General features: G+C 69.3%; 25 protein-coding genes. 6 read left to right on the top strand and 19 right to left on the bottom strand.

Going from position 1 to position 25206, the window contains the following annotated elements; translation table 11 throughout:
- The first annotated feature begins 3 nt into the window (after nt 1–3).
- Nucleotides 4–1368: a methylenetetrahydrofolate--tRNA-(uracil(54)-C(5))-methyltransferase (FADH(2)-oxidizing) TrmFO gene (gene trmFO, locus ACRDNQ_RS06220; protein WP_431827762.1), complete on the top strand. Its 1365-nt coding sequence runs from the start codon at nt 4–6 to the stop codon at nt 1366–1368.
- Nucleotides 1369–1396: 28 nt separating this feature from the next.
- The gene (gene gluQRS / locus ACRDNQ_RS06215; protein ID WP_431827761.1) at nt 1397–2254 is read left to right on the top strand and encodes a tRNA glutamyl-Q(34) synthetase GluQRS; all 858 of its coding nucleotides are present in this window, start codon (nt 1397–1399) and stop codon (nt 2252–2254) included.
- A 91-nt stretch (nt 2255–2345) separates the two neighbouring features.
- Here the strand turns inward: gluQRS and hisI are convergent, their stop codons facing one another.
- Nucleotides 2346–2705 carry a phosphoribosyl-AMP cyclohydrolase gene (gene hisI, locus ACRDNQ_RS06210; protein ID WP_431827760.1) on the bottom strand — a complete coding sequence of 120 codons (360 nt, stop codon included), beginning with the start codon at nt 2703–2705 and terminating at the stop codon, nt 2346–2348.
- A gap of 67 nt (nt 2706–2772) precedes the next feature.
- Between hisI and ACRDNQ_RS06205 the strand changes: the two genes are divergently transcribed.
- A complete protein-coding gene (locus ACRDNQ_RS06205) occupies nt 2773–3222 on the top strand; it encodes an iron-sulfur cluster assembly scaffold protein (protein WP_431827759.1) in 450 nt (149 codons plus the stop codon).
- Nucleotides 3223–3294: 72 nt separating this feature from the next.
- Nucleotides 3295–4728, top strand: coding sequence for a methyl-accepting chemotaxis protein (locus tag ACRDNQ_RS06200; protein WP_431827758.1), 1434 nt, complete (start codon nt 3295–3297; stop codon nt 4726–4728).
- 195 nt (nt 4729–4923) lie between these two features.
- Here ACRDNQ_RS06200 and ACRDNQ_RS06195 read toward each other — a convergent pair whose 3' ends face one another.
- The 5 genes from ACRDNQ_RS06195 to sciP all read right to left on the bottom strand — a co-directional run bounded on the left by ACRDNQ_RS06195 (nt 4924) and on the right by sciP (nt 10576).
- Nucleotides 4924–5061 (bottom strand): hypothetical protein, encoded by a 138-nt coding sequence (locus ACRDNQ_RS06195; RefSeq protein WP_431827757.1) that lies wholly within the window; start codon nt 5059–5061, stop codon nt 4924–4926.
- Between the two features lie 118 nt (nt 5062–5179).
- Nucleotides 5180–7288, bottom strand: coding sequence for an ATP-dependent DNA helicase RecG (recG, locus tag ACRDNQ_RS06190; protein ID WP_431827756.1), 2109 nt, complete (start codon nt 7286–7288; stop codon nt 5180–5182).
- Nucleotides 7285–9411, bottom strand: coding sequence for an NAD-dependent DNA ligase LigA (gene ligA, locus ACRDNQ_RS06185; protein ID WP_431827755.1), 2127 nt, complete (start codon nt 9409–9411; stop codon nt 7285–7287). The genes recG and ligA overlap by 4 nt, the downstream gene beginning before the upstream one ends.
- Before the next feature lie 80 nt (nt 9412–9491).
- The gene (gene ctrA / locus ACRDNQ_RS06180; RefSeq protein ID WP_431827754.1) at nt 9492–10205 is read right to left on the bottom strand and encodes a response regulator transcription factor CtrA; all 714 of its coding nucleotides are present in this window, start codon (nt 10203–10205) and stop codon (nt 9492–9494) included.
- Nucleotides 10206–10297: 92 nt separating this feature from the next.
- Nucleotides 10298–10576 carry a CtrA inhibitor SciP gene (gene sciP / locus ACRDNQ_RS06175; RefSeq protein ID WP_431827753.1) on the bottom strand — a complete coding sequence of 93 codons (279 nt, stop codon included), beginning with the start codon at nt 10574–10576 and terminating at the stop codon, nt 10298–10300.
- 149 nt (nt 10577–10725) lie between these two features.
- Here sciP and mnmA point away from each other — a divergent pair, with 149 nt between their 5' ends.
- Nucleotides 10726–11871 (top strand): tRNA 2-thiouridine(34) synthase MnmA, encoded by a 1146-nt coding sequence (mnmA, locus tag ACRDNQ_RS06170; RefSeq protein WP_431827752.1) that lies wholly within the window; start codon nt 10726–10728, stop codon nt 11869–11871.
- 90 nt (nt 11872–11961) lie between these two features.
- Here mnmA and lpxB read toward each other — a convergent pair whose 3' ends face one another.
- The 13 genes from lpxB to pyrH all read right to left on the bottom strand — a co-directional run bounded on the left by lpxB (nt 11962) and on the right by pyrH (nt 24199).
- Nucleotides 11962–13140, bottom strand: a complete 1179-nt coding sequence (gene lpxB, locus ACRDNQ_RS06165) for a lipid-A-disaccharide synthase (protein ID WP_431827751.1) — start codon at nt 13138–13140, stop codon at nt 11962–11964.
- The gene (locus tag ACRDNQ_RS06160) at nt 13140–14039 is read right to left on the bottom strand and encodes an LpxI family protein (protein ID WP_431827750.1); all 900 of its coding nucleotides are present in this window, start codon (nt 14037–14039) and stop codon (nt 13140–13142) included. The genes lpxB and ACRDNQ_RS06160 overlap by 1 nt, the downstream gene beginning before the upstream one ends.
- A gap of 6 nt (nt 14040–14045) precedes the next feature.
- On the bottom strand, nt 14046–14843 hold the full coding sequence (gene lpxA, locus ACRDNQ_RS06155; RefSeq protein ID WP_431827749.1) for an acyl-ACP--UDP-N-acetylglucosamine O-acyltransferase: 798 nt from the start codon (nt 14841–14843) through the stop codon (nt 14046–14048).
- A gap of 4 nt (nt 14844–14847) precedes the next feature.
- A complete protein-coding gene (gene fabZ / locus ACRDNQ_RS06150; protein ID WP_431827748.1) occupies nt 14848–15303 on the bottom strand; it encodes a 3-hydroxyacyl-ACP dehydratase FabZ in 456 nt (151 codons plus the stop codon).
- 60 nt (nt 15304–15363) lie between these two features.
- On the bottom strand, nt 15364–15966 hold the full coding sequence (locus tag ACRDNQ_RS06145) for an OmpH/Skp family outer membrane protein (protein ID WP_431827747.1): 603 nt from the start codon (nt 15964–15966) through the stop codon (nt 15364–15366).
- The gene (gene bamA, locus ACRDNQ_RS06140; RefSeq protein WP_431827746.1) at nt 15966–18308 is read right to left on the bottom strand and encodes an outer membrane protein assembly factor BamA; all 2343 of its coding nucleotides are present in this window, start codon (nt 18306–18308) and stop codon (nt 15966–15968) included. The genes ACRDNQ_RS06145 and bamA overlap by 1 nt, the downstream gene beginning before the upstream one ends.
- A gap of 164 nt (nt 18309–18472) precedes the next feature.
- A complete protein-coding gene (locus ACRDNQ_RS06135; RefSeq protein ID WP_431827745.1) occupies nt 18473–18616 on the bottom strand; it encodes a hypothetical protein in 144 nt (47 codons plus the stop codon).
- Between the two features lie 121 nt (nt 18617–18737).
- Nucleotides 18738–20078, bottom strand: a complete 1341-nt coding sequence (rseP, locus tag ACRDNQ_RS06130) for an RIP metalloprotease RseP (protein WP_431827744.1) — start codon at nt 20076–20078, stop codon at nt 18738–18740.
- Between the two features lie 7 nt (nt 20079–20085).
- Nucleotides 20086–21264: a 1-deoxy-D-xylulose-5-phosphate reductoisomerase gene (gene dxr / locus ACRDNQ_RS06125; protein WP_431827743.1), complete on the bottom strand. Its 1179-nt coding sequence runs from the start codon at nt 21262–21264 to the stop codon at nt 20086–20088.
- Nucleotides 21261–22061 carry a phosphatidate cytidylyltransferase gene (locus ACRDNQ_RS06120; protein ID WP_431827742.1) on the bottom strand — a complete coding sequence of 267 codons (801 nt, stop codon included), beginning with the start codon at nt 22059–22061 and terminating at the stop codon, nt 21261–21263. The genes dxr and ACRDNQ_RS06120 overlap by 4 nt, the downstream gene beginning before the upstream one ends.
- Complete coding sequence (gene uppS, locus ACRDNQ_RS06115; RefSeq protein WP_431827741.1) at nt 22058–22756, bottom strand: polyprenyl diphosphate synthase; 699 nt, start codon at nt 22754–22756, stop codon at nt 22058–22060. Before uppS ends, ACRDNQ_RS06120 begins: the two co-directional genes overlap by 4 nt.
- A 63-nt stretch (nt 22757–22819) precedes the next feature.
- Nucleotides 22820–23386 carry a ribosome recycling factor gene (gene frr / locus ACRDNQ_RS06110; RefSeq protein ID WP_431827740.1) on the bottom strand — a complete coding sequence of 189 codons (567 nt, stop codon included), beginning with the start codon at nt 23384–23386 and terminating at the stop codon, nt 22820–22822.
- A gap of 72 nt (nt 23387–23458) precedes the next feature.
- The gene (gene pyrH / locus ACRDNQ_RS06105; RefSeq protein WP_431827739.1) at nt 23459–24199 is read right to left on the bottom strand and encodes a UMP kinase; all 741 of its coding nucleotides are present in this window, start codon (nt 24197–24199) and stop codon (nt 23459–23461) included.
- 87 nt (nt 24200–24286) lie between these two features.
- Here pyrH and miaA point away from each other — a divergent pair, with 87 nt between their 5' ends.
- The gene (gene miaA / locus ACRDNQ_RS06100; RefSeq protein WP_431827738.1) at nt 24287–25174 is read left to right on the top strand and encodes a tRNA (adenosine(37)-N6)-dimethylallyltransferase MiaA; all 888 of its coding nucleotides are present in this window, start codon (nt 24287–24289) and stop codon (nt 25172–25174) included.
- Nucleotides 25175–25206: the final 32 nt, after the last annotated feature.

Below are 25206 nucleotides of genomic sequence, written 5' to 3'. Positions count from 1 at the left end.
TCCATGACGCAAGAACTTCACATCATCGGCGGTGGAATGGCGGGGTCAGAAGCGGCTTGGCAGGCCGCCGAGGCGGGGCTGAACGTGGTCATCCACGAGATGCGCCCGAAGGTCGGCACCTTCGCCCACCGCACCGGCGACCTGGCCGAGATGGTCTGCTCGAACTCGTTCCGTTCGGACGACGACGAACAGAACGCCGTGGGGCTTCTGCACTGGGAAATGCGGGCCGCGGGCGGCCTGATCATCACCATGGGCGACCGCCACAGCCTGCCCGCCGGCGGCGCGCTTGCCGTGGACCGCGACGCCTTCAGCCAGGCCGTGACGCAGGCCCTGCGCGCCCACCCGCGCGTCAGGGTCGAGGCGGCCGAGATCACCGACCTGCCCCGCGACGGCCACTGGATCATCGCGACCGGCCCCTTGACCTCGGGCGCGCTGGCCGAGGCGATCCGCGCCGAGACGGGCCAGGACAGCCTGGCCTTCTTCGACGCCATCGCCCCCATCGTCTATGCCGACACGGTCGACATGGACGTGGCCTGGCGCCAGTCGCGCTATGACAAGGGCGACACGGAGGAGGAGCGGACCGCCTACCTCAACTGTCCGATGACGAAGGACGACTACGAGGCCTTCATCGACGCGCTTCTGGCCGCCGACAAGACCGAGTTCCACGAGGGCGAAACGGCCGGCTATTTCGACGGTTGCCTGCCGATCGAGGTCATGGCCGAGCGCGGGCGCGAGACGCTGCGCCACGGCCCGATGAAGCCCGTGGGTCTGACGAACGCGCACCGCCCGGATGTAAAGCCCTATGCCGTCGTGCAGCTGCGCCGCGACAATGCGCTGGGGACGCTCTACAACATCGTGGGCTTCCAGACCAAGATGAAGTATGGCGCTCAAACGGATGTTTTCCGTATGATTCCCGGTCTGGAAAACGCAAGTTTCGCGCGCCTGGGCGGCATCCACCGCAACACCTTCATCAACGCGCCCCGCCTGCTCGACGGCCAGATGCGCCTGCGCTCGCGCCCCAACATCCGCTTCGCGGGCCAGATCACCGGGGTCGAGGGCTACGTCGAAAGCGCCGCGATGGGGCTTCTGGCGGGCCGTCTGGCGGCGGCCGAGATCTTGGGCCAGGCCCTGCCGCCGGTGCCGGGCACCACCGCCGTCGGCGCGCTTCTGGCGCATATCACCGGCGGGGCCGACGCGCGGACGTTCCAGCCGATGAACGTCAACTTCGGCCTCTTCCCGCCGGTCGAGGCCAAGGGCGGCCGGCGCGGACGACGCGACCGCTACAAGGCCTACACCGACCGCGCCAAGGCCGACTGGGCCGCCTGGCTTCAGGCCGCCTCGGGCGACGCCGCCCGGGGTGCCGCGTGAACACCGACCCGCAAGCTCCCGAAAGCCGGTGATCTTCGTCACACGATTCGCGCCCTCGCCGACCGGGCCGCTGCACCTTGGACACGCCTTCTCGGCGATCACCGCCCATGACATGGCGCGCGCGGCGGGCGGGCGGTTCCTGCTGCGGATCGAGGACATCGACCGCGCCCGCGCCCGTCCCGAGTGGGAGGCCGCGATCTTCGAGGATCTCGCCTGGCTCGGGCTAAGCTGGGATGGCCCCGTGATGCGCCAGAGCACGCGCCTGCCCGCCTATCGGGCGGCCCTTGCGCACTTGTGGGACCTCGGCCTTCTCTACCCCTGCACCTGCACCCGCCGCGATATCCTGTCCGCGCTCGACGCGCCCCAGGAAGGCGTGACGCTTGGCCCCGACGGCCCGGTCTATCCCGGCACCTGCCGCACCGTTGCGCGGGACGGGCCGATGCCGGGTGACGCGGTGTTGCGGCTGGACATGGCGCGCGCCCTTCGGCGGATCGGCGACGCCGTCACCTTCATCGAAACCGGCGTCGGCCCCGATGGTCAAAGCGGCCGCATCACCGTCCCGCAGGCCGATCTTCTGGCGGGCGTCGGCGATGTGGTGCTTGCCCGCCGCGACATGGGCACAAGCTATCACCTTGCGGTCGTGACCGACGACGCCGCGCAGGGCGTCACCCATGTCGTGCGCGGCCAGGACCTGTTCGAGGCGACGGCGATCCATCGCGTGCTTCAGGCACTGCTTGATGCACCAGCCCCAACCTATTGCCACCACAGGCTGATCCGGGACGCGGCCGGCAAGCGTCTGGCCAAGCGCGACGATGCCCGCGCGATCCGCACCTACCGCGCCGAGGGGGCGACGCCCGCCGATATCCGGCGCATGGTCGGGCTTTGACGCCGCCCGCTCGGGCGCCGGTCACTCCATCGACCTCGAAGTATCCTCGGGGGTGAATGCGCCCCGGGCGCAGAGGGGGCAGACAGCCCCCTTACGCCATCGGGGTCAGGATCTCGACCTCGTCGCCCCCCCGGACCGCCGTGAAGAAGCACGACCGCCGCCCGGTGTGGCAGGCGGGCCCGTCCTGCTCGACCAGCAGCAGAAGGCAGTCGCGGTCGCAGTCGACGCGCATCTCGACCAGCCGCTGGGTATGGCCCGAGGTGGCCCCCTTCTCCCAGAATTCCGCGCGCGAGCGTGACCAGTAGGTCACGCGTCCCGTTCGCAGCGTCCGCTCCACCGCCTCGGCGTTCATCCAGGCCATCATCAGCACCTCGCCGGTGGCGGCCTCCTGGGCCACGGCCGGGACGAGGCCGGCCTCGTTGAAGCGCAGGGTTCGGGGATCGAAGGGCATGGCACGTACTTTCCTTGAAGGCGCGGCTGCCCTATCTAGGGGCAAGCGACGTGCAAGGAAAGCCGCCATGGCCGACAGCGATCTGATCAAGCTTTACTCGGGGCGGATCCTCGACCTTGCCGCCGACATTCCCCATGCCGGCCGCCTGCCCGCGCCGCAGGCCACCGTGCGCCGGCGCGCGCCGCAATGCGGATCGACCGTGACCGTGGATGTCGTGGTCGAAAACGGCCGCATCGCGGCCTTCGCGCAGGACGTGCGGGCCTGTGCCCTGGGCCAGGCGTCGGCCGCCATTCTCGGGGCGCAGGTGATCGGGCAGGACCGCGCCACGCTGGCGGGCCTGCGCGATCAGGTGCAGGCGATGCTGGCCGCCGACGGCCACGTGCCGCCGCCCCCGTTCGAGGCCTACGAGGTGCTTGTGCCGGCGCGCGCCTTCCGCAACCGCCACGCCTCGATCCTTCTGGCGCTCGAGGCGGTGGTCGAAGCGATGGACGACGCCGCCACACGCGCGGCCTCCTGACGCGCGCGGCCGCCATCACCCGTTAACCGCGCCGAAAGCGATCTCGGCCAGTCTGCCCGAAACGGAGGGCAGATGATTCCCAGGGCAGATTTCGATCCGGCCGAAGCCGCCGATGGTCACGCGCGCGTCCCGGACGCTGGCGCGTCCGACGGAAGCGTGGCGCGGGTGGCCACGCGCCTCTCGCGCGAGATCGTGGATGTCGCGGGCTTTCTCGATTCGGTGGATGCCCAGGCGGGACAGCAGGCCGAAATCCTGACCGCGGTGCGCGCCTGCGCGGACCGGATCGCGGGGGCCAACGCCGCGGTGCGCGACGCGGCCGACACCGCCGGCGCCTCGGCCGCCGCGATCCTCGGCAAGGTCGACGACTCGCTGGCCACGCTGCGCACCTCGGGCGAACGGACCCGCCTTGTCGCGGCCTGGGTCGAAGACCTCGACCGGCGGATGCACGTGATCGAAGAGACGCTGAGGACCGTCACGCGCAGCACCGAGGAAATCCTGGATATCGCGCGGCAGGTGAACATCCTGGCCATCAACGCCAAGATCGAGGCCGCGCGCGCGGGCGACGCCGGGCGTGGCTTCTCGGTGGTGGCCGAGGCGATCAATGCCCTGTCGCGCAAGACCTCGACCGCCGCCGAAGAGATCACCGGAAGCATCGGCGCGCTGTCGCGCACTCTGCACGAGCTGCGTGGCGAGGCCGAGGAAATATCGCGCGAGGCCGCCAGCGTGCGCAGCGGGTCGCAGGCCGCAGACGCGGCGCTCGGGTCGATCGCCACCGGTCTTGCGACGCTGGCCGGCGACACCGGCGCCATCTGCCGCGAATCCGACGCCGTCGGCGCGGCGGGAAGCGTCTTCGGGCCGGCCTTCGACCAGATGAGCGCGGCGATCACCAGCACGCGCGACGACATCGCCGACGCCCGTGGCCGCGTGAACGCGCTGATCGACATGGGCGAAGACCTGGTGCAGCGCACCCTCGAAACCGGCGGAACCGACCGCGACCGGCGCGTCGTCGCCGCGGTTCAGGCCGCCGCGGCCGACATCGGGCGGCTGTTCGACGGCGCGATCGCCGCCGGCCAGTGCAGCCTGCCCGATCTTTTCGACACCGACTATCGCCCCATCGCCGGCTCCGACCCGCAGCAGCACCTTACGCGCTTCACCGCGATCGCCGACCGGCTTCTGCCCGAGGTCCAGGAACGCCTTCTGGCGCTCGACCCCAAGGTCGTGTTCTGCGCCGCGGTCGATCGCAACGGCTATCTGCCCACGCACAATCGCAAGTTCTCGCACCCCCAGGGTCGGGACCCGGTCTGGAACGCCGCCAACTGCCGCAACCGCCGCATCTTCGACGACCGCGTGGGCCTCAAGGCCGGGCGCAACACCCGGCCCTTCCTTCTGCAGGTCTACCGTCGCGACATGGGCGGCGGGACCTTCGCGCTGATGCGCGACCTCTCGGCCCCGATCCGCGTCGGCGGGCGCCACTGGGGTGGCCTGCGCCTTGCGCTGGCGTTCTGAGGCCGAGCCCGCACCGACGGCGGGCGCCCGGAAAAAGAAACCGCCGCACGACCCGGGCGGATCGGCGGCGGAAGTGGCGTGTCTGACCTCCCGGGCGGGGCGCAGGCACCCCTGGGGACATGGGACAGTGTCTTGCGCATCGACGTTGGGGACAGGATGCGGAAGGGGGACGTCAGACCGCAGGCAGAGCGGAACTCAGAACAGGCCGGAAACGGGAAGGCCCGGCAGATACAGACCGATCAGAAGCAGCGCCACAAGCGCCGCGGCGCCAAGGAAATCCTGCACCAGCGTCGGGTAGGTGCGGCGAAGGCTGTCGTAGGCGTCCTGGATCATCGGGGCATCTCCGCTTCGGCAGTGGTGTTGCTTCTTTGTTCTCACAGCGGCGGCGCTGTGTAAAGAACTTTTTAAGAACATTCGCGAACAAAGCGGAACAAGGGGGTGCGGCCGGCCGCTATCCCACGGAAATCAGGCGGATCGCCTCGTCCCGTCCCATCAGCCAAAGCAGGACCCGCGCGGCCTGCCCGCGCGGCGTGGACAGGGACGGGTCCTCGGCGAGAAGCGCCCGCGCGTCGGTCTGGGCGGTCGCCATGAGGCCGGTCTGATGCTCGAGGTCGGCGATGCGGAACCGGGGCAGGCCCGATTGCGCCGTCCCCAGCACGTCGCCCGCCCCGCGCATGGCAAGATCCTCTTCGGCGATGCGAAAGCCGTCGTCGGTGTCGCGCAGGATTTCAAGCCGCCGGCGGCCCGCGTCGGTCAGGGGCGGCTGGAACATCAGAAGGCAGGTCGACGCCGCCTGCCCCCGCCCCACCCGGCCGCGCAACTGGTGCAGCTGCGCCAGGCCGAAGCTTTCGGCCCGCTCGATCACCATGATCGTGGCGTCGGGCACGTCGACGCCGACCTCGATCACGGTGGTCGCCACCAGGACCTGCGTCCGGCCCGAAACGAACCGCGCCATGGCCGCGTCGCGTTCAGCCGGGGGAAGCTGGCCGTGGACAAGCCCCACCGCATCGTCGCCCAGGGCCGCGCGCAGATGGGCGAAGCGTTCCTCGGCCGCGGTCAGATCCATGACCTCGCTTTCCTCGACCAGCGGGCAGACCCAATAGGCGCGCCGGCCATCGGCGATGGCGTCGCGCAGATGCTGGACCACCTCGTCGATGCGCCCCGCCGAGACGAGCGCGGTCCTGACCGGCGTCCGTCCGGGCGGCTTTTCGTCAAGGATCGAGACGTCCATGTCGCCATACTGCGCCAGCGACAAGGAGCGCGGGATCGGCGTCGCGGTCATCACCAGCACGTCGACCCCCTGCCCCTTGGCGCCCAGTTGCATCCGCTGCGCCACGCCGAAGCGGTGCTGTTCGTCGATGATGGCCAGGCGCAGGTCGGCGAAGTCGACGCCTTTCTGGAAGACGGCATGGGTGCCCACCAGAAGGGCGATGCGGCCCTGGGCCAGATCGGCAAGCTTCGCCGCGCGGTCGGCGCCCTTGTCGCGCCCGGTCAGGATCTCGACGCGGACGCCCGCCGCCCGCGCCAGCGGGGCCAGCGCCGACAGGTGCTGACGCGCCAGGATCTCGGTCGGGGCCATCATCACCGCCTGCCCGCCGGCTTCGATCACGATCAGCGCGGCAAGGAAGGCGACAAGGGTTTTTCCTGCCCCCACATCGCCTTGCAGGAGCCTGTTCATGCGTTCCGGGGTGGCAAGATCGGCCGCGATCTGGGCCACGGCGCGCTCCTGCGCGCCGGTCGGGCGATAGGGCAGCGCCGCCAGCACCCGCGACGACAGCCGCCCTGTCGCCACCGACGACCGGCCGGGCCGCTTGCGCCGGCGCGCGCGCGCCAGCGCCAGCGTCAACTGGTGCGAGAACAGCTCGTCATAGGCCAGCCGCAGGCGCGCCGGCGCCTCGGGCGCGAGGTCGGCCGCCGAAGCGGGCCCATGCGCCGCCCCGATCGCTGCGCGCCAGTTGGGCCAGCCGCGCCGCGCCTTCAGCGCCGGGTCGATCCATTCGGCCAGATCGGGCGCGCGCGCCACCGCCGCCTGCGCAGCCTTCGCCACCTGCTTCTGCGTCAGACCCTGCGTCAAGGGATAGACCGGCTCGAACCCCGGCAGGTCGGCCGCCGCGTCGGGGGCGAGGATGTACTGGGGGTGGACCATCTGAAGCTGGCCGTCGAAAAGTTCGACCTTGCCCGACACGATGCGCCGCGCGCCTTCGGGCAGTTCGCGCCGCAGCCAGTCGGCGCGGGCGTGGAAGAAGACAAGCTGGAAGGCCGTTCGCGCGTCCTCGACCGTGACGCGCGCGGGTCCGCCCTTGCGCCGCGGCGGCTGGTGCGCGCCCACCGTCACCTCGACCGAGCCCGTCGCCCCCGGCGGGATGTCCAGCGCCGAGGGCCGAAGCCGCCGGTCGATCGCCGCGTAAGGCAGCGTGAACAGAAGATCGCGCGGCGTGTCGACGCCCATCTGGGCGAAGAGCCCTGCGGTCTTGGGGCCGACGCCCGCCAGCCCCTCGATCGCCGCAAAGAGCGGAAACAGGATCTCGGGCCGTCCACCCGACACGCCCGCGCCGCTCATGCCGCGCCGATGAGGGCGAGCCAGGCGTCCTCGTCGATGGTCTCGATGCCCAGCTCTGCGGCCTTCGCGGCCTTCGACCCCGCGCCCGGCCCCGCCACCACGAGGTCGGTCTTGGCGGACACGCTGCCCGCCACCTTCGCGCCCAGCGCCTCGGCTCGGGCCTTGGCCTCGGCCCGCGTCATCTTTTCCAGCGTGCCGGTGAAGACCACGGTCTTGCCGGCCACCGGGCTGTCGCTGGCCTGCGCCTGGGGCGGGACGATCTCGCGCAGCTGGGCGGCAAGCCGGTCGATCGAGGCGCGTTCGGCCTCCTGGTGGACGGTGGTGACAAGGGCGCGGGCGATCACCGCGCCGACGCCATCGGTGTTCAGAAGATCCTCCCACGCGGCGCCCTGCCCCACCTCGGCGGCATCCATCGCGGCGAGGAAGGCTTCCCATGTGCCATAGTGGCGGGCGATGGTGGCGGCCACCACCTCGCCCACATGGCGGATGCCAAGGGCGAAGATCAGGCGCGCAAGCGGGATGGTGCGCCGCTCGTCGATCGCGGCGAAAAGCTTGGCGGCCGATTTCTCTCCCCAGCCTTCGCGGTTCTTCAGTTGCGTCAGGTTGCCGGGGCCATAGCGAGCTTCCAGCGCGAAGATGTCGGCCGGTTCGCGCACCCAGCCGTCCTGATAGAGTTCTTCCACGATCTTCGCGCCCAGCCCGTCGATGTCGAAGGCGGCGCGGCTGACGAAATGCTTCAGCTTCTCGACCGCCTGCGCCGGGCAGACAAGGCCGCCGGTGCAGCGGCGCACGGCGTCGCCGGGTTCGCGGATCGCGTACGATCCGCATTCGGGGCAGGCCGTGGGAAAGACGTAAGGCACGGCATCGGCGGGTCGTTTCGACAGGTCGACATCGGCCACCTTGGGGATCACGTCGCCGGCGCGATAGACCTGCACCCAGTCGCCCACGCGGATGTCCTTGCCGCCGCGGATCGGGTTGCCGCTGGCGTCGCGGCCAGCGATGTAATCCTCGTTGTGGAGCGTGGCGTTCGAAACCACGACGCCGCCCACGGTGACCGGGTGAAGCCGCGCCACCGGGCTGAGCGCGCCGGTGCGGCCGACCTGGATGTCGATCGCCTCGAGCCGGGTCCAGGCGAGTTGGGCGGGGAACTTGTGTGCGATCGCCCATCGCGGCGTGGTCGAGCGATAGCCGAGCCGGCGTTGCAACCCAAGGTCGTCGACCTTGTAGACGACACCGTCGATGTCGTAGGGCAGCGTCGCGCGCTGCGCCTCGATCGCGCGGTAGTGCGCAAGCATGTCGTCCGTGGTCGGGCAGGTCTTGGTCAGCGGGTTCACCCGGAAGCCCAGCTGCGCAAGCCGCGCAAGCGCGCCGCTTTGCGTTTCGGCCACCGGTTCGGAATGGGCGCCCCAGGCATAGGCGAAAAAGCGCAAGGGCCGCGCGGCGGTCACGGCGGGGTCGAGCTGGCGCAGCGACCCGGCGGCGGCGTTGCGTGGATTGGCGAAGGTCCGTTCGCCCGCCGCCGCCTGCCGGGCGTTGAGCGCGGCGAAGTCGTCATGCGCCATGTAGACCTCGCCCCGCACCTCGAGCACCTCGGGCGCCGGACCCGTCAGGGCGTGGGGGATGTCGGCGATGGTGCGGGCGTTGGCGGTGACGTTCTCGCCCTCGGTCCCGTCGCCCCGCGTAGCGGCGCGCACCAGCCTGCCGCCCTCGTAGCGCAGCGAAAGCGACAGCCCGTCGATCTTGGGTTCGGCGGTGACGTCCAGCGGGGCGTCCTCGGCAAGGCCGAGGAACTTGCGCACGCCGCGCATGAAGTCCACCACATCCTCGTCGGTGAAGGCGTTGCCCAGTGACAGCATGGGCACGTCATGGCGGACCTTCTCGAAGCCCTCGGCGGGCGCGACACCGACCTGATCGCTGGGGCTGTCGGTGCGCTTGAGATGGGGAAAGCGGGCCTCGATCTCGGCGTTGCGGCGCTTGAGCGCGTCATAGTCCGCGTCCGAGATTTCGGGCGCGTCGGCGCCGTGATAGGCCGCGTTCGCGCGGCCGATTTCCCGGGCAAGTCGCGTCAGCTCGGCCCGGGCGGCGGCCTCGTCCAGATCCGCGACAGCGACGTCCTTGCTCATCTGCACCTCCCCCGGAGCGCCCTAGTCAGGTGATAGGCGCGCCCCGGGGGAAGGTCCAGTCACGACGGGAGGGAACTCGGTCAGGCCGACGCCGCGACGGTCCGTTCGACGGATCTTGGATCGGGGTCGCGCAGCACATAGCCGCGGCCCCAGACGGTTTCGATGTGGTTCTGCCCGCCGGTCGCCTCGCTCAGCTTCTTGCGCAGCTTGCAGATGAAGACGTCGATGATCTTCAGCTCGGGCTCGTCCATGCCGCCATAGAGGTGGTTGAGAAACATCTCCTTCGTCAGGGTCGTGCCCTTCCGCAGGCTGAGAAGTTCGAGCATCTGGTATTCCTTGCCGGTCAGGTGCACCGGCTTGCCGTCGACGTCGACGGTCTTGGCGTCGAGGTTCACCGAGACCTGTCCGGTGCGGATGATCGACTGCGCATGGCCCTTCGAGCGGCGGATGATCGCGTGGATGCGCGCCACGAGTTCCTCGCGGTGGAAGGGTTTCGTCAGATAGTCGTCGGCGCCGAAACCGAATCCCTTGATCTTGTTCTCGGTGTCGTCGGCGCCCGACAGGATCAGGATCGGCGTGTCGACCTTGGCCAGGCGCAGCTGGCGCAGCACGTCGTGGCCGTGCATGTCGGGCAGGTTCAGGTCGAGCAGGATCAGGTCGTAGTCGTAAAGCTTCGCCAGATCGATCCCTTCCTCGCCCAGGTCGGTCGCGTAGACGTTCAGGTTGGCATGGGTCAGCATCAGCTCGATGCTGCGGGAAGTCGTCGGATCATCCTCGACCAGAAGCACGCGCATGTCAGATCTCCGCAATCGTACCGTCAGTGACCGTCACACTGGCCGAGAATGGTTAATCGCAGGTTACGCCCGTTTGACGATAGCAACGCAACCTAGGGTTGTCTATAGCGTTGCAGCGCCGTCGATTTCAGGGCGACTTCGCCATGCTGTTCGACCGCGGCCTGCCAGCTGTCGAACTCTTCGGCCGACAGCGAATAGGTCGTCAGCGCCTCGTCGCGCGTGAGAAGCCCATGCCTGACCGCCCGCAGCACCGCAGCCTTGCGGCTTGCGACCCAGCGGCGCGTGTCGGGGTCCGGCAGGTCGGCGCGCGTCATCACCGAGCCGTCCGGCAGCGTCACCGCCCGCGGCCCGTCGATCTTCTTGAGATACATCGTCTCTCACCCAAGTTTCGTTCACCCGGGGGGCAGACTGGCCGGTCGCGCTTAAGGAGGGGTGAAGTCGGCCCTTGTGAGTATGTCGCATTTTCCTATATTCCGGCCATTCCGCTTCCCCATCCCCAACCCGGCCGGACACCTGACCCATGGCGCTTGACGATACCCCCCGCCTGAACTCGCTGGGCTTTCCCAAGCCGCCGGCCGAGACGCGCGTCGTCGTGGCGATGTCGGGCGGCGTCGACAGCTCGGTCGTGGCCGCCGAACTGGCGGCGGAAGGCTATGACGTGGTGGGCGTGACGCTTCAGCTTTACGACCACGGCGCGGCGCTTGCCAAGAAAGGCGCCTGCTGCGCCGGCGTCGACATCCACGACGCGCGCCGCGTGGCCGAGACGATGGGCTTTCCGCATTACGTGCTGGATTACGAGAACGTCTTCCGCGAGGCGGTGATCGACGAATTCGCCGACAGCTATCTGGCCGGCGCCACGCCCGTGCCCTGCATCCGCTGCAACGAACGGGTGAAGTTCAAGGACCTGCTCGAGACCGCGCGCGATCTCGAGGCCGACTGCATGGCCACCGGGCACTACATCCGGCGCCAGGCGGGCGCGGCGGGTCCCGAGTTGCATGTGGCGGCCGATCCGGCGCGCGACCAGTCCTATTTCCTGTTCTCGACCACGCCGGAACAGCTGGACTTCCTGCGCTTTCCGCTGGGCGGGCTTGCGACCAAGGCCGAAACCCGCGCGCTGGCCGCGCGGCACGGGCTGGCCGTGGCCGACAAGCCCGACAGCCAGGACATCTGCTTCGTGCCGAACGGCAACTATGCCAGCGTCATCGAGAAGCTGCGCCCCGGCGCCGCCGAACCGGGCGAGATCGTGCATGCCGACGGCCGCATGCTGGGTACGCACACCGGCTTGATCCACTATACGATCGGCCAGCGCCGCGGCCTGGGCATCGGCGGTCTCGACGAGCCGCTTTACGTCGTGAAGCTCGATGTCGACACGCGCCGCGTGATCGTTGGCCCGAAGGAGATGCTGTCGACCCGGACCGTTCCGGTGCGCGAGGTCAACTGGCTGGGCGACGGCGCCTTCGCGGACGCCGCCGAGTATCCCGTCTCGGTCAAGGTCCGCTCGACCCGCCCCCCGCGCGAGGCGATCCTGCGGCCGCTGTCGGCGACCGAAGCCGAGGTCGAGTTACTGACGCCCGAGGAAGGTGTGAGCCCGGGCCAGGCCTGCGTCTTCTACGAGACCGGCGGCACGCGGGTTCTGGGCGGCGGCTGGATCTGGCGCGGGCGCTGATACACTGGCGCCGGCAGTGAACCGGGGGCTGACGGCCTCCGGACCCCCGTGAGTATTTTCAAAGAGAAGAAGGGGCTTCCGGGCGCCTCTTCATGCGGCGTCCCAGCCCAGGCCGTCCAGAACGGCGCGGGCGGCGCGCAGGCCCGGCGCCGCGCCGCCGCGGCCAAGGCGGGCCATGGTCGTCGCCATCGCCTCGAGCTGAAGCGTGCGGCGCGAAGGATCGTCGATGAGCGCGCCCAGGGCGGCGGCGATGGGCGCGGGCTGGCAGGCGGGGCCGAGGAATTCGGGCACCGTGCGGCTTTCGGCGACCAGGTTGACCAGCGTCACCGTGTCGATGCGCGCCATGCGCGACATGATCTGCCAGCTGAGCCAGGACATGTCGTAGGCCACCACCATCGGCGTCGCCGCGGCGGCAAGTTCAAGCGACACGGTCCCCGAGGCGGCGAGCGCGACCCGGGCCGCCGCGAAGGCCGCGCGCTTGGCCATGAGCGCGATCTCGGGCTCCATGGCGCGCGGATCGAGGACATGGGGCGCGCCCGGCCAGTCGGCGACGGCGGCGTGCACCTGATCGGCCACTGGGGCGGCGGCGGGCACCACCACGCGCAGGCCGGGATGGGCGGCCACGACGGGGCCCAGGGCCGCGCCGAAGACCGGGGCCAGACGCGCCACCTCGGACTGGCGCGAACCCGGCAGGACCAGCAGGATCGGCGCCTCGCCCAGGCCCGCGCCGCGCCGGAAGGCGGCGATTTCGGCGTCGGTGGCCGGTGGTTCCGCGGCGATCGGGTGGCCCACGAAATCGCACCTGAGGCCCACGGCCTGGAAGAAGGGCGGCTCGAACGGCAGAAGCGCCAGCACCTGGTCGATGTGGCGGGCCATCTTCGCCGCCCGCCCCGGACGCCAGGCCCAGACCGAGGGCGCGACATAGTGCACGATCCGGATCGAGGCATCGGCGGCGCGGACGCGGCGCGCCACGCGCAGACAGAAGTCTGGGCTGTCGATGGTGATCAGCACATCCGGCTTCGTGGCGATCACGGCGTCGGCCGTTTCGGCGATGCGGGCCTTGAGCTGGCGGTAGCGCGGCAGCACTTCGGCGATGCCCATCACCGACAACTCGTCCATCGGAAAGCGCGATCGCAGGCCTTCGGCCGTCATCAGCGGGCCGCCGACCCCATCGAAGGCAATGTCGGGCACCAGTTCTGCCAGCGCCGCCATCAGCGCGCCCCCCAGCTTGTCGCCCGAGGGCTCGCCCGCGATCAGGAAGGCGCGCATCACGCGGCCTTGTCCGGGGGCCGGACCCAGAGGAAGAGGCCCGTCCGGTCGGCGACGGCCAGCGCCGCGTCGCGGTCAAGAAGCATGACCCCGCCCGCCTCGATCACGATGCCCTCAAGGCCGGCCGCCGCCGCGCGCCGCAGCGTCTCGGGGCCGATCGCGGGCAGGTCGACGCGGCGGTCCTGTCCGGGCTTCGGTGCCTTGTAGAGGATGCCGCCGGCCGGCAGCGCCGGGTCGCGGCGCGGCCGCGGGCCTTGTGCGACGCCCCCGAAGACATCGGCCGCCACGCCGAGCGGGTCGTCGAAAAGCCCGCCGGTGGGCGCGAAGACCGGATCGCGCGCCAGAAGCGAGGTCAGCATCCAGTCGGTACCGGGCAGCGCCTCGACCGCGATGACCTGGCCTTCGGCGACGACGACCGCCTGGCCCACGTCGGCCGCGCCAAGCGCGGCATGGGCCGCGCGCGCCCGGGCGAGATCGCGCTCGACCGTGGGGCCGGGGGCGGCCCCGGTCAGGACGCCTTCGGAGGGCAGAACCTCGGGGACAAGGTCGTGGGCGGCGCGGATGGCGAAGCCCGCCTCTTCGAAGAAGGCGAGCACAAGCCGCAGGGCCGCGTCGTCGCCCTGGGCCAGCGCCGCCATCATGCGCGGCACGAGGGGAAGCGTCGCGGTGTCGATCGCCGCCGGGTCGAGCCGCGGCCGGCCGACGCGGCCGGCCAGGCAGACCTCGGTCACGCCGGCGGTCCGCAGGTCCTGAAGGAACGCGCCCAGGCGTTCGATGCGGAAGGTCCGGCTGGCGGCAAGGCCCGAGGGGAAGCCCGCAAGCTCGCACACCAGGGCGTCGGGGCGGCGCCGAAGGACCAGGGCGGGCAGCGCCCCCTGCCCCGCGATCAGCGCCAGCACCGGCCCCTACCCCGGCGTCAGGAACGAGCGACCCGAGTCGGCCAGGATGAATTCGGCGATCTCGCGGACGAAGGGATTGTCGGTCTCGTCGTTCAGGCGGCGGGCGCGGTCGAGGAAGGCGCCCTCGCCCTGGGCCAGCGTCTGGTAGGCCGCGCGCAGGGCATGGATATCCTCGCGCGCGAGGCCCCGGCGCTTGAGGCCGACGAGGTTCAGCCCCTCGAGCTCGCCCCGGGGCGCGTGGACCATGCCATAGGGAATGACGTCGTTCGTCACCATGGCGACGGCGCCGATGAAGGCGCCGCGGCCGATGCGGACGAACTGGTGGATGCCGACGAGGCCGCCGATGATCACGTCGTCGCCGATGACGCAATGCCCCGCGATCGCCGACTGGTTCGCCACGATGACGCGGTCGCCCACCTGCGCGTCGTGGCCGACATGCGCGCCGGTCATGAACAGGCAGTCGTCGCCCACGCGCGTGACGCCGCCGCCGCCTTCTGTCCCGGTGTTCATCGTGACACCTTCGCGGATGCGGTTGCGCCGGCCGATCACAAGCCGTGTCCGTTCGCCGCGGAACTTCAGGTCCTGGGGAATCTCGCCCAGCGAGGCGAAAGGAAAGATCACCGTGCCCTCCCCCACGTCGGTCGCGCCGGTCACGACGGCGTGGCTTTTCACCACGACGCCCGGTCCCAGCGTCACCTCGGGGCCGATGACCGAGAAAGGGCCGACCTCGGCGCCGGAGCCGACAACGGCGCCCGCGTCGACGATCGCCGTGGGGTGGATGTGCGCCTCGGGGTGGACGGACATGAGATCAGGCCTTCGGAAGGTCCATCATCGCGGTGAACTCGGCCTCGCAGGCCAGTTCGCCGTCGACCATGGCGCGACCCGCGAATTTCCAGACCTTTCCGCCGCCGCGCTTGGTCTCGATCTCGAGGCGCAGCGTATCGCCGGGGACGACCTTGCGCCGGAACTTGGCGGCGTCGATCCCCATGAAATAAACCAGCGTGCCGGTATCAGCGAGGTTCTTGTCCACCCCCACCATGACGGCCGCGGTCTGGGCCATCGCCTCGACCAGCAGGACGCCGGGAAAGACCGGGGTCTGCGGGAAGTGGCCGGTGAACTGCGGCTCGTTCATGGTCACGTTCTTGATGCCGACGCAGCGTTCGGCGCCTTCGATCCCGATGACCTTGTCGACCAGAAGGAAGGGATAGCGGTGGGGAATGATCCGCTGGATCAGGTCGATGTCTGCGCTGCGTGTCTCGGTCATCTCTGTCCCGTCAGATCGGTGGTTCCGCTTGCGTAGCAACGGCGCGGACAGGGCACAAGCCTATTGGTCCGCGGGCGGGGGCACAGGGTCGGGCACGGGGTCGGGTGCGGGTGTGGCGGGTGCGGGCGCGGCGGGCGTTTGCCGCCCAGCGGCGTTGATGCGCGCGATCGCCTGGTCGGTGATGTCGATCCGGTCGGCCGACAGGAAGACATCCCGCCGGTCAAGGATCACGACCGCGCCTTCCTCGCGCACGATCTCGGACAGGATCTCGGCCACCTCCACGAAGAAGGCCTGGCGCGCCTCTTCCTGGCGGCTGGCAAGGGCGCGGGCCTTGGCGTCCTGCTCGGCCCGGATCGCCTGCACCTTGGCGTCGAAGGCATCGGCGAGACCCGCGAATTCCTCGGCCGACATCGACCCGCGACGCTCGGTCAGCGAGATTTCCTCGGCGCGCAGGTCTTCCTCGATCCGGCGGTTCTCGTCGGTCAGCGCCTCGGCGGCCGCGTCGATCTCGCGCGTGCTGTGCTGGCCCAGCCGGGTTTCCTCGAACAGCCGATCCTGATCGATCGTGAGGATCGGCGAGGGCACCGCGATCGGGTCCTGCGCCGCCGCCGGCCCCGGCAGGGCCAGCGCGAGAGCGGCGACGACGGACGCCCAGCGACGCATCAGAACCGGGTCGAGACGGAAAGGTTGAAGTTCTGCGTCTCGTCGAGCGGATTCGAGTCGATCGGCTGCGAGAAATCGAGGCGCAGCGGACCAAGGGGCGTGGTCCAGAAGATCGAAACGCCCGCGGCGCTTCGCAGTTCGAAGCTGTCGTCCACCGAATCCGGCCCGCCCGCCCCGTCGGTGTTGTCGAGGCCCCAGACCGAGCCCGCGTTGAAGAAGACCCCGGCTGTGATGCCGTATTCCTCGGGCAGGCCCAGGGGGAACTCGGCCTCGACGCCGAAGACCATGTAGTAGTTGCCGCCCAGGACGTCGTCGATCTCGGCATTGGTGTCGCGCGGACCGATCCCCCGGCTGGCGAAGCCGCGCAGCGCGTTCGAGGACGAATTGAAGCGGTTGATCACGGTGCTGTCGCCGTCGAACCAGTTGAGCGCGCCGCCTTCGAGGTACGTGCTCAGGGTCACTTCCTCGCCCAGCACGTCGCGCTCGGCATAGGCGCGGGCGGTCGTGCGGATGAAGGTATTGTCGCCGCCGAGGCCGGCGAACTCCTGGCCGAAGGTCAGGCGATAGCCGCCGAAGGGGAAAAGCCCCGTGCGGCGCGAGTCGTAGGACAGGAGGTAGGACACCGAACTGGTGTAGGTGCTGCCCTCTTCTTCCTGCAGGATCGGCGAGGCGCCTTCGTCGACGTCAAGGATCGAGTCCTTGCTGATTTCGTAGCCCACCGTCAGCCGCGCGGCCTCGTTCAGCGGGAAGGTCAGGCTGGGCGTCAGGCCCACGCGGCGGGTGTTGTAGCTGACGTTGTCGAAGCTGCTTTCGGTGTAATAGGCGTTGAACCGGAAGCTCAGGTCGCGCCCCAGGAAGAAGGGCTCGATGAAGGTGATCTGCGAATTCGCGTTCTGCGCGCCCGCCGCGATATCGAAGCTGAGCGTCTGGCCCCGGCCAAGGAAGTTGCGTTCCGAGAAGCCAATGATGAACCCGATGCCGTCGTCGACCGAATAGCTTGCCCCGAAGGACAGCGAACCGGTGGGCTGCTCGACCACGTTGACGTCGACCAGCACCTGGTCGGGCGCCGAGCCCTGGCGGGTGTCGACCTCGGCCGTCTCGAAGAAGCCAAGCGCGCGGATGCGTTCGGTCGCGCGCTGGATCTCGCGCGGGTTGAAGGGATCGCCTTCGACCACCCGGAACTGCTGGCGGATCACCTGGTCAAGCGTGGTGGCGTTGCCCTCGATGTCGATCCGCTCGACGAAGATGCGGGGTCCGCGCACAAGCTGGAAGTCGACGTTGACCGTCTGGTTGCGGTCGTCGCGCGTGATCACCGGATCGACCCGCACGAAATCGAGCTGGTTGTTCGTCGCCACGTTCTCGAGCCGGTCGATCAGGTTCTGGATCGCCACCGGCGAATAGGTCTGTCCGGCGCGGATGTTCACGACCCGCTCGAACTCGGGCAGGACGACCTCGGGCAGCAGGGTCGACACCCGGATGTTGTTGAACTCGAATTTCTGCCCTTCCCGCACGGTGAAGGTCAGGAAGGTCGCGTTGCGTTCGCGCGAGAACTCGCTGGCGACGTCGAGCACCACGAAATCGATGAAGCCGCGCGACTGGTAGAAGTCGGTCAGAAGCCGGCGGTCGAAGGCGATGCGGTCGGCCACGAAGGTGTCGCTGGACACGAGGCTGCGCAGAAGGCCCGCCTGCTTGCTGGCAAGCACGCGCCGCAGCCGGCGGTCCGAGAACTGGGTGTTGCCGACGAACGAGATCCGCTCGATCTCGACCACGTTGCCCTCGACCACCTCGAAGACCAGATCGACACGGTTGTCGGGGCGGCGGATGATCTTGGGCGTGACGCTGGCTACGAAGCGCCCGCGCGCCTCGTAGGCCGAGATGATGGCCTGCGCGTCGGCTTCGGCGGCATCGGCCGTGAAGACGCGCGAGCCCGCCGAGGTCAGCAGCGGCAATAGGTCTTCGTCGTCGATGCGGGCGTTGCCCTCGATGCTGATCGCGCTGATCGTCGGGCGTTCGACGACGCGGATCACAAGCGTGTCGCCACGCGGCTCGAACTCGACCGTTTCGAAGAAGCCCGAGGCGATCACCCGCTGCAGCGCGTCGTTGACCTGACCGGCCGACAGCGTCTGGCCCGGCGCGAGGCCGGCGAAGCTCAGGACCGAGGCGGGCTCGATCCTCTGGTTGCCCTCGACCACGAAGCGGTCGAACTCGAAGGTCTGGGCAAATGCCGCGGCCGGAACGAAAGAGACCGCGCCGGCCGACAAAAGCACCGGCGCCACGCCGATGCGAAGGCCGAGGGTTACCCCTGCAGAGATGCTGCCCAGCACGCTGCCCAGTCCCGCCATGCCTCTGCCCCGTTGTTTTGCCTGTTGGCAACTGAGTAAATCGAAGTGGGCGGGATGTCAAAAGCGTTGCGCCGTGCGGCAGCGGCGGATCGGGTCCGCGGACGGCCGACAGCCGATGCCAACGGGCACCGCAGGACGGGGTTTGGAGGAAAGGCCGTGGCCGATTACTGCAGACCCTGCAGCGCCGTCGTCCCGAGATAGCTTCCAAGCGCCAGCCCGCCGACGATGGCAAGGGCATAGATCAGACGGTCGAGGTTCATGTCGACCAGCAATGCGATGCCGCGATATCTGCGCGCCAGTGCAGTCATGGAAAGCGTCCCATCTTCAGCCTGCGCGCAGCATGACCTGAAAATGTGGCCGTTTTTGGGCGCCGGGTCCGCGCGCCGGGTCAGGGCTGCGGGTCTGGGCGGCGGCGATCTCAGGCCGCTATCAGGGGCACAGCAGGTCGTTCGAGAGCGCGAAGATCATCAGCGCCCCCATCAGCGCAAGACCCGCCCCCATCATCACCCGCAGCGCGCCGTCACTGGGCGGACGTCCGGTCAGCGCCTCCCAGGCGTGGAACACCAGATGGCCGCCGTCGAGCACGGGAATCGGAAACAGGTTCAGCAGCCCCACCGCCGTCGACAGCACCGCGATGAACCAGATGAAGCTGAGCCAGCCCTGGCTGGCCGCCGCCCCCGAGGTTTCGGCGATGCCGATCGGGCCTTGCAGGTTGCAGGTCGAGATCAGGCCCGCCGCCATGTGGTAAAGCCCCGAAAGGCTTGACTGGATGATGTAGATCGTCTGGTCGACGCCGTAGCGCGCCGCCTCGATCAGCGTGGGCGCGGTGGTCTGGGGCTCGAACAGCCAGCCGCCGGTGATCCCGATCAGCCAGCGCGTCTCGAATCCGCCGTCGGACAGCGGCAGGTCCATGCGCCGCGGCGCCAGCGCGAATTCCAGCGTTTCGCCATCGCGCCAGACCTCGAGCAGCAGGACACGCCCGTCCGACTCGGCGACACGGTCGCGCAACTGCGAGAAGGCGAAGATGGGCTCTCCGTCGATGGCCCGGATCACGTCGCCGGGGCGCATGTCGATGTCCATCGCGGCCGAACCGGGCGTGATGCCAAGGGCGATCGGCGGATAGGGATAGGGCGCCCGCGCCAGGGTTTCGGCCCCGTCGCGGCGCACGCTGTAATCCAGGGTCTCGCGCAGCGGAAGGCTTTCGAGGAACCCCGACAGTTCCTCCATCGGTGGCACCGCGCGCCCATCGACCGCCAGCAACTGGTCGCCCGGCTGCAACTCCTGCACCGCGGCCGGCAGCGGGCGGATGGTGTCGATGGTCAGCGGGTCGGCCGCCACGCCGCGCAACATCAGGATCGCGGCGAAGACGAAGAACGACAGGATGAAGTTGAACACCGGTCCCGCGGCCACCGTCGCCGCCCGCGCCCAAAGCGGCGCGCCGTGCATGGTCTGCCGCCGCGCCTTGGCGTCGAGGTGGGCCATCGTCTCTTCGTCGGCGCGGTCGGACACCGCCGAGGCGTCGCCCAGGAACTTGACGTAGCCGCCGAAGGGCAGCGCCGCGACCTGCCATTGCGTGCCGTGCCGGTCCCGGCGCGACCAGAGCACCGGGCCGAAGCCCACCGAGAACACCTCGGCCTTGATGCCGCACCAGCGCCCGACGATGTAATGCCCGTATTCATGGATCGCGACGATCACCGACAGCGCCACGACGAAGGCCCCGATGGTGTAGAGAAGCCCGCCGAACGAGGGGATCAGTCCAAGAATATCCATATGCGCGTCAGCCCTGCCCGTGCCGTGCCAAAATCAGTTCGTTGGCCCTTATGCGGGCCACATGGTCCGTTTCCCACACCCTATCAAGGGTGATCGCGGCATTCATGCGGCGTTCGTCGGTCATCTTTTCGAGAACGTCCTCGACCACCCCGGCCATCTCGACGAAGCCGATGCGGCCTTCGATGAAGGCATCCAGCGCGGCTTCCTTGGCCGCGTTGAAGGCCGCGCCGTAAAGACCGCCCTGCGCCATCACCTCGCGCGCCAGCCGAAGCGCGGGATAGCGACCCTCGTCGGGGGCCCGGAACGTCAGCTGGCCGATCTTCGCCAGATCGAGCCGCTCGACCGGCAGCGCGCGGCGTTCCGGCCAGTTCAGCGCAAAGCCGATCGCATGGCGCATGTCGGGCGGCCCCACATGCGCCATCAGCGCGCCGTCGACGAAGCCCACCAGCGCATGCACCAGGCTTTCGGGGTGGATCACGGCCTCGATCCGCGCGGGGTCGACACCGAAATACTCCTTGGTCTCAATCAGTTCCAAAGCCTTGTTGAACAGACTTGCGCTGTCGATCGTGATCCGTTGCCCCATCGCCCAGTTGGGATGGGACGAGGCTTGGGCCAGAGTGGCCGTGGCCAGCTTCTCGGCCGGCCAGTCCCGGAAGGCGCCGCCCGAGGCGGTGATGATGATCCGTTCGACCGCGGCGATATCCTCGCCCACGAGCGCCTGGAAGATCGCCGAATGCTCGCTGTCCACGGGCAGGATGCGGGTGCCGGCAGCGCGCGCCGTCGCCATCAGCAGCGGGCCGGCGGTGACAAGGCTTTCCTTGTTGGCCAGCGCCAGCGTCGCCCCCTGCCCGGCCGCCACCAGCCCGGGCGGCAACCCCGCCGCCCCCACGATGGCCGACATCACCCAGTCGGCCGGGCGATGCGCGGCCTCGACGATCGCCTGCGCGCCTGCGGCCACCTCGACGCCGGTGCCGGCCAGCGCGTCGCGCAGGGCGGCAAGGCTGCCTTCATCGGCGGTCACGGCGATCTCGGGGCGCAGGGCGCGTGCCTGTTCAGCCAGCTTCGCGACGTTGCGCCCACCGGTCAGGGCCACGACCTTGTAGGCGGGGCCGCCGGCGGCCACCAGTTCGACCGTGTTGCAGCCGATCGACCCGGTCGAGCCGAAGATCGACACCCGCCGTGTCATTGCGCCCCCTGCACCGCCTCCGGCGGAAAGCCGAAAAGGGTGGACAGGACCAGAAGCAGGATCGAGGCGCCCAGCATCCCGTCGAACCGGTCGAAAAGCCCGCCGTGCCCGGGCAGGATCGACGAGCTGTCCTTGACGCCCGCCATCCGCTTGATCGCGCTTTCGGCCAGATCACCGGCCTGCGAGGCCATCGACACCAGCACCGATAGCGCGATCAGCGCCGCGCCGCTGCCCGTGGCGGCCAGGAAGCCCGTGCCCACGACCGCCGCCCCGATCCACCCTGCGGCGGTGCCCGACCAGGTCTTCTTGGGGCTGACCCGCGGCCAGAACTTCGGCCCGCCGATCATCCGCCCGGCGAAATAGCCCAGCACGTCGGTGGCGATCACCACAAGCGCCAGCCAGGCCATCCAGACGAACCCCGACCCGTCGCGCACGGCCATCAGTTCGAACCCCGCCAACAGGATGAGCGCGGTGTAGGCCGCGAAGATCGGGCGATGCGCCGGCACCTGCCCATAGGCCACGATCGCGGGGGCCAGAAGAACCGGTAGCGCCAGCGCGGGGGCAAGCTCGCCCGCCACCAGGATGGCGAGGGCCGCCGCAATCCCAAGGAAGCGCACGCCGACGCCGCCGCCCAGCATCCGGCCCAGTTCCCAGACCATGACACCTGAACACAGCGCGACAAGCACATGAAACCAAAGCCCGCCGGCCCACATCGCCGCGATCCCGACGAATGCAAGGACACCGCCAGAGCCGATCCGGGCGATCAGGTCATCCCATTGCCCGGAGGACGCCGTCATCCCAGGACGGCACCGAACCGCCGTTCGCGACTGGCAAAGCCCGTGACCACGCGCGCGAATTCGGCGCGGGTGAAGTCGGGCCAGAGCGTGTCGACGAATTCGTATTCGGCATAGGCCGACTGCCACAGCAGAAAGTTCGAGATCCGCGCCTCGCCGCTGGTGCGGATGACAAGGTCGGGGTCGGGCAGAACGTAGGTGTCGAGAAACCGCGCCAGCGTCGTCTCGTCCACCGTTTCGGGGTCCAGCCGGCCCGCGGCCACTTCGCGCGCAAGCCGCTTGGTGGCGCGCGCCACCTCGTCGCGGCCGCCATAGTTCAGCGCCACGGTCAGGTGCACGCGCGAGTTTCCCGCCGTCATCAGCTCGAGTTCGTCCATCATGCGCACAAGCGTCTCGTCCAGCCGGACGCGGTCGCCGATGAACCGCACGCGCACGCCGCTTTCGAACAGCGCCTGCGCCTCGCGCGTCAGATAGCGGCGGAACAGCCGCATCAGCCCCGAAACCTCGGCCTGGGTGCGCTTCCAGTTCTCGGTCGAGAAGGCGAAGATCGTCAGGTACTCGACGCCGAAGTCGGGACAGGCCTCGACGATCTCGCGCACGCGCTTGGCGCCGGCGTGATGTCCGTAAAGCCGCGGCCGCCCGCGGGCCTGGGCCCAGCGTCCGTTGCCGTCCATGATGACGGCCACGTGGCGGGGCATTCGTGCGTTCATCTGGCCATCTGGCACAGGCGTTCTCCTGCTCGGGGACGGGCAGACAGGCGGTCAGACCTGCATGATCTCGTCCTGCTTCGCCGCCAGCGCCGCGTCGATCCGTGCGATCGCGGCGTCGGTCAGCTCCTGCACCTCGTCCGACCAGACCTTGTGGTCATCCTCGGACATTCCCCCCGACTTCGCCTTCTTCAACTGGTCCATCCCGTCGCGTCGGACGTTGCGGATGGCCACGCGGGCGTGTTCGGCGTATTGCGCCGCGACCTTCGTCAGCTCGCGGCGGCGTTCCTCGTTCAGTTCCGGTATCGGCAGGCGGATGATCGTGCCATCGACCACGGGATTGATCCCGAGACCCGAGTCCCGGATCGCCTTTTCCACCTTGCTGACCAAGCCCTTGTCCCAGACATTGACAGTGATCATGCGCGGCTCGGGGACGTTGACAGTGCCGACCTGGTTGATCGGGGTCTGCGCGCCATAGGCGTCGACCGTGACCGGCTCGAGCATGCTGGCCGAGGCGCGCCCGGTGCGCAGGCTGGCGAATTCGGTCTTGAGCGCGCTCATCGCGCCTTCCATCCGACGCTGCAGATCGTCTAGGTCCGGTTCGAGTGTGTCGTCCTGCATGGCCTGTTCTTCTGTCCGTCTTCTTCTTGCGTCGGTCGTCTTCACGCGGTCCCTTGCGGGGTCCTTATAGCGCTAACCTTCCACGATTGTATAGGTGCCTTTGCCTTCGAGCACGCCCAGAAAGCCCCCCGGCTCGTCCAGCGAGAAGACGATGATCGGCAGATCGTTGTCGCGCGCCAGCGCGATGGCCGAGGCATCCATCACCGCCAGATGCTTTTGCAGCACCTCGTCGAAGGTGATGCGGTCATAGCGCTTGGCGTCGGAATGCTTCTTGGGGTCCTTGTCGTAGACGCCGTCAACCTTCGTTCCCTTGAAGATCGCCTCGCAACTCATTTCATTGGCGCGCAAAGTCGCCGCCGTGTCAGTGGTGAAATAGGGGTTTCCGGTGCCCGCCGCGAAGATGCAGACGCGCTTTTTCTCGAGGTGCCGCACGGCGCGGCGGCGGATGTAGGGTTCGGCCACCTCGTCCATGCGGATCGCGCTGATCACACGGGTGTGGATGCCCAGCGCCTCGAGCGCGGCCTGCATCGCAAGCGCGTTCATCACCGTGGCGAGCATGCCCATGTAGTCGGCGGTGGTCCGCTCCATCCCCTGGGCCGCGCCCGACAGGCCGCGGAAGATGTTGCCGCCGCCGATCACCATGCAGATCTCGACACCGGCGTCGTGGACGCGCTTCACCTCGTCGGCGATGCGGTTGACGGTCGGCGGATGCAGGCCATAGCCCTGATCGCCCATGAGCGCCTCGCCCGAGATCTTCAGAAGCACCCGCCCATAGACCGGCTTCGCCGCCGTCGACCCGTTCTCGCCCATCATGTCCGCCCGTTCTTTGCTTCGGGCGCAAAATGTCGGAAAACGCGGGCGGGTTCAATCGCGAAGACGGACAGCGGGACGGCGCGGGACATGACAGGCAAGGCGGACATTCTGGCCGGCATCGCGCCCGACGCCCCGGTGCTGATCGCCGGGCCGACGGCCAGCGGCAAGTCCGACCTGGCGCTGGCCATCGCCGAGGCGCAGGGCGGCCGGGTGATCAACGCCGACGCGCTTCAGGTCTTTTCCGACTGGCGCATCCTGACCGCGCGCCCCGATGACGACGACATCGTGCGCGCGCCGCATGCGCTTTACGGTCATGTGCCCGGCGATCGCCCCTATTCGGTCGGTCACTGGCTGCGCGACGCGGCGCCGTTCCTGCACGGCGAGCGGCCGATTGTCGTCGGCGGAACAGGGCTTTACTTCACGGCCCTCACGCAAGGACTGGCGCAGATCCCGCCCACCCCGCCCGCCCTGCGGGCCGAGGCGGACGCGCGGCGCGCGGCCGGCGGGATCGCGGCGCTTCTGGCCGAACTTGACCCCGAAAGCGCCGCCCGCATCGACCGCGCCAACCCGATGCGTGTCCAGCGCGCCTGGGAGGTGCTGCGCGCCACCGGCGAGGGCATCGCCCGCTGGCAGGACCGCACCGGCCCGCCGCTTCTGCCGCTGGGCGGTGTGACGGCGATCGTCCTGTCGCCCGACCGCAACGCGCTGGCCGCCCGGATCGACCGGCGCTTCCAGGCGATGCTTGGGGCCGGCCTGATGGACGAGGTCGCGCGAAACGCGCCGGGTTTCGCGCCGGACCTGCCGTCCTCCAAGGCGATCGGCGCGGCCGATCTTGTGTCCTGCCACCGGGGCGAGATCACGCTTGACGAGGCCGGCGCGCGGCTTTGCACGCTGACGCGGCAATACGCCAAGCGCCAGCGCACCTGGTTCCGGTCGCGGATGGCAGAGTGGAAGTGGATTGACCCGGGCCCGTGACTTGCGTCATGGTCGGCACGTTTTTCGTGAGT

Origin of the sequence: Saliniferula longa (genome assembly GCF_050789285.1) — a bacterium.
GTDB lineage: Bacteria > Pseudomonadota > Alphaproteobacteria > Rhodobacterales > Rhodobacteraceae > CAVPWP01.
This window is presented reverse-complemented; position numbering and strand designations above follow the sequence as displayed.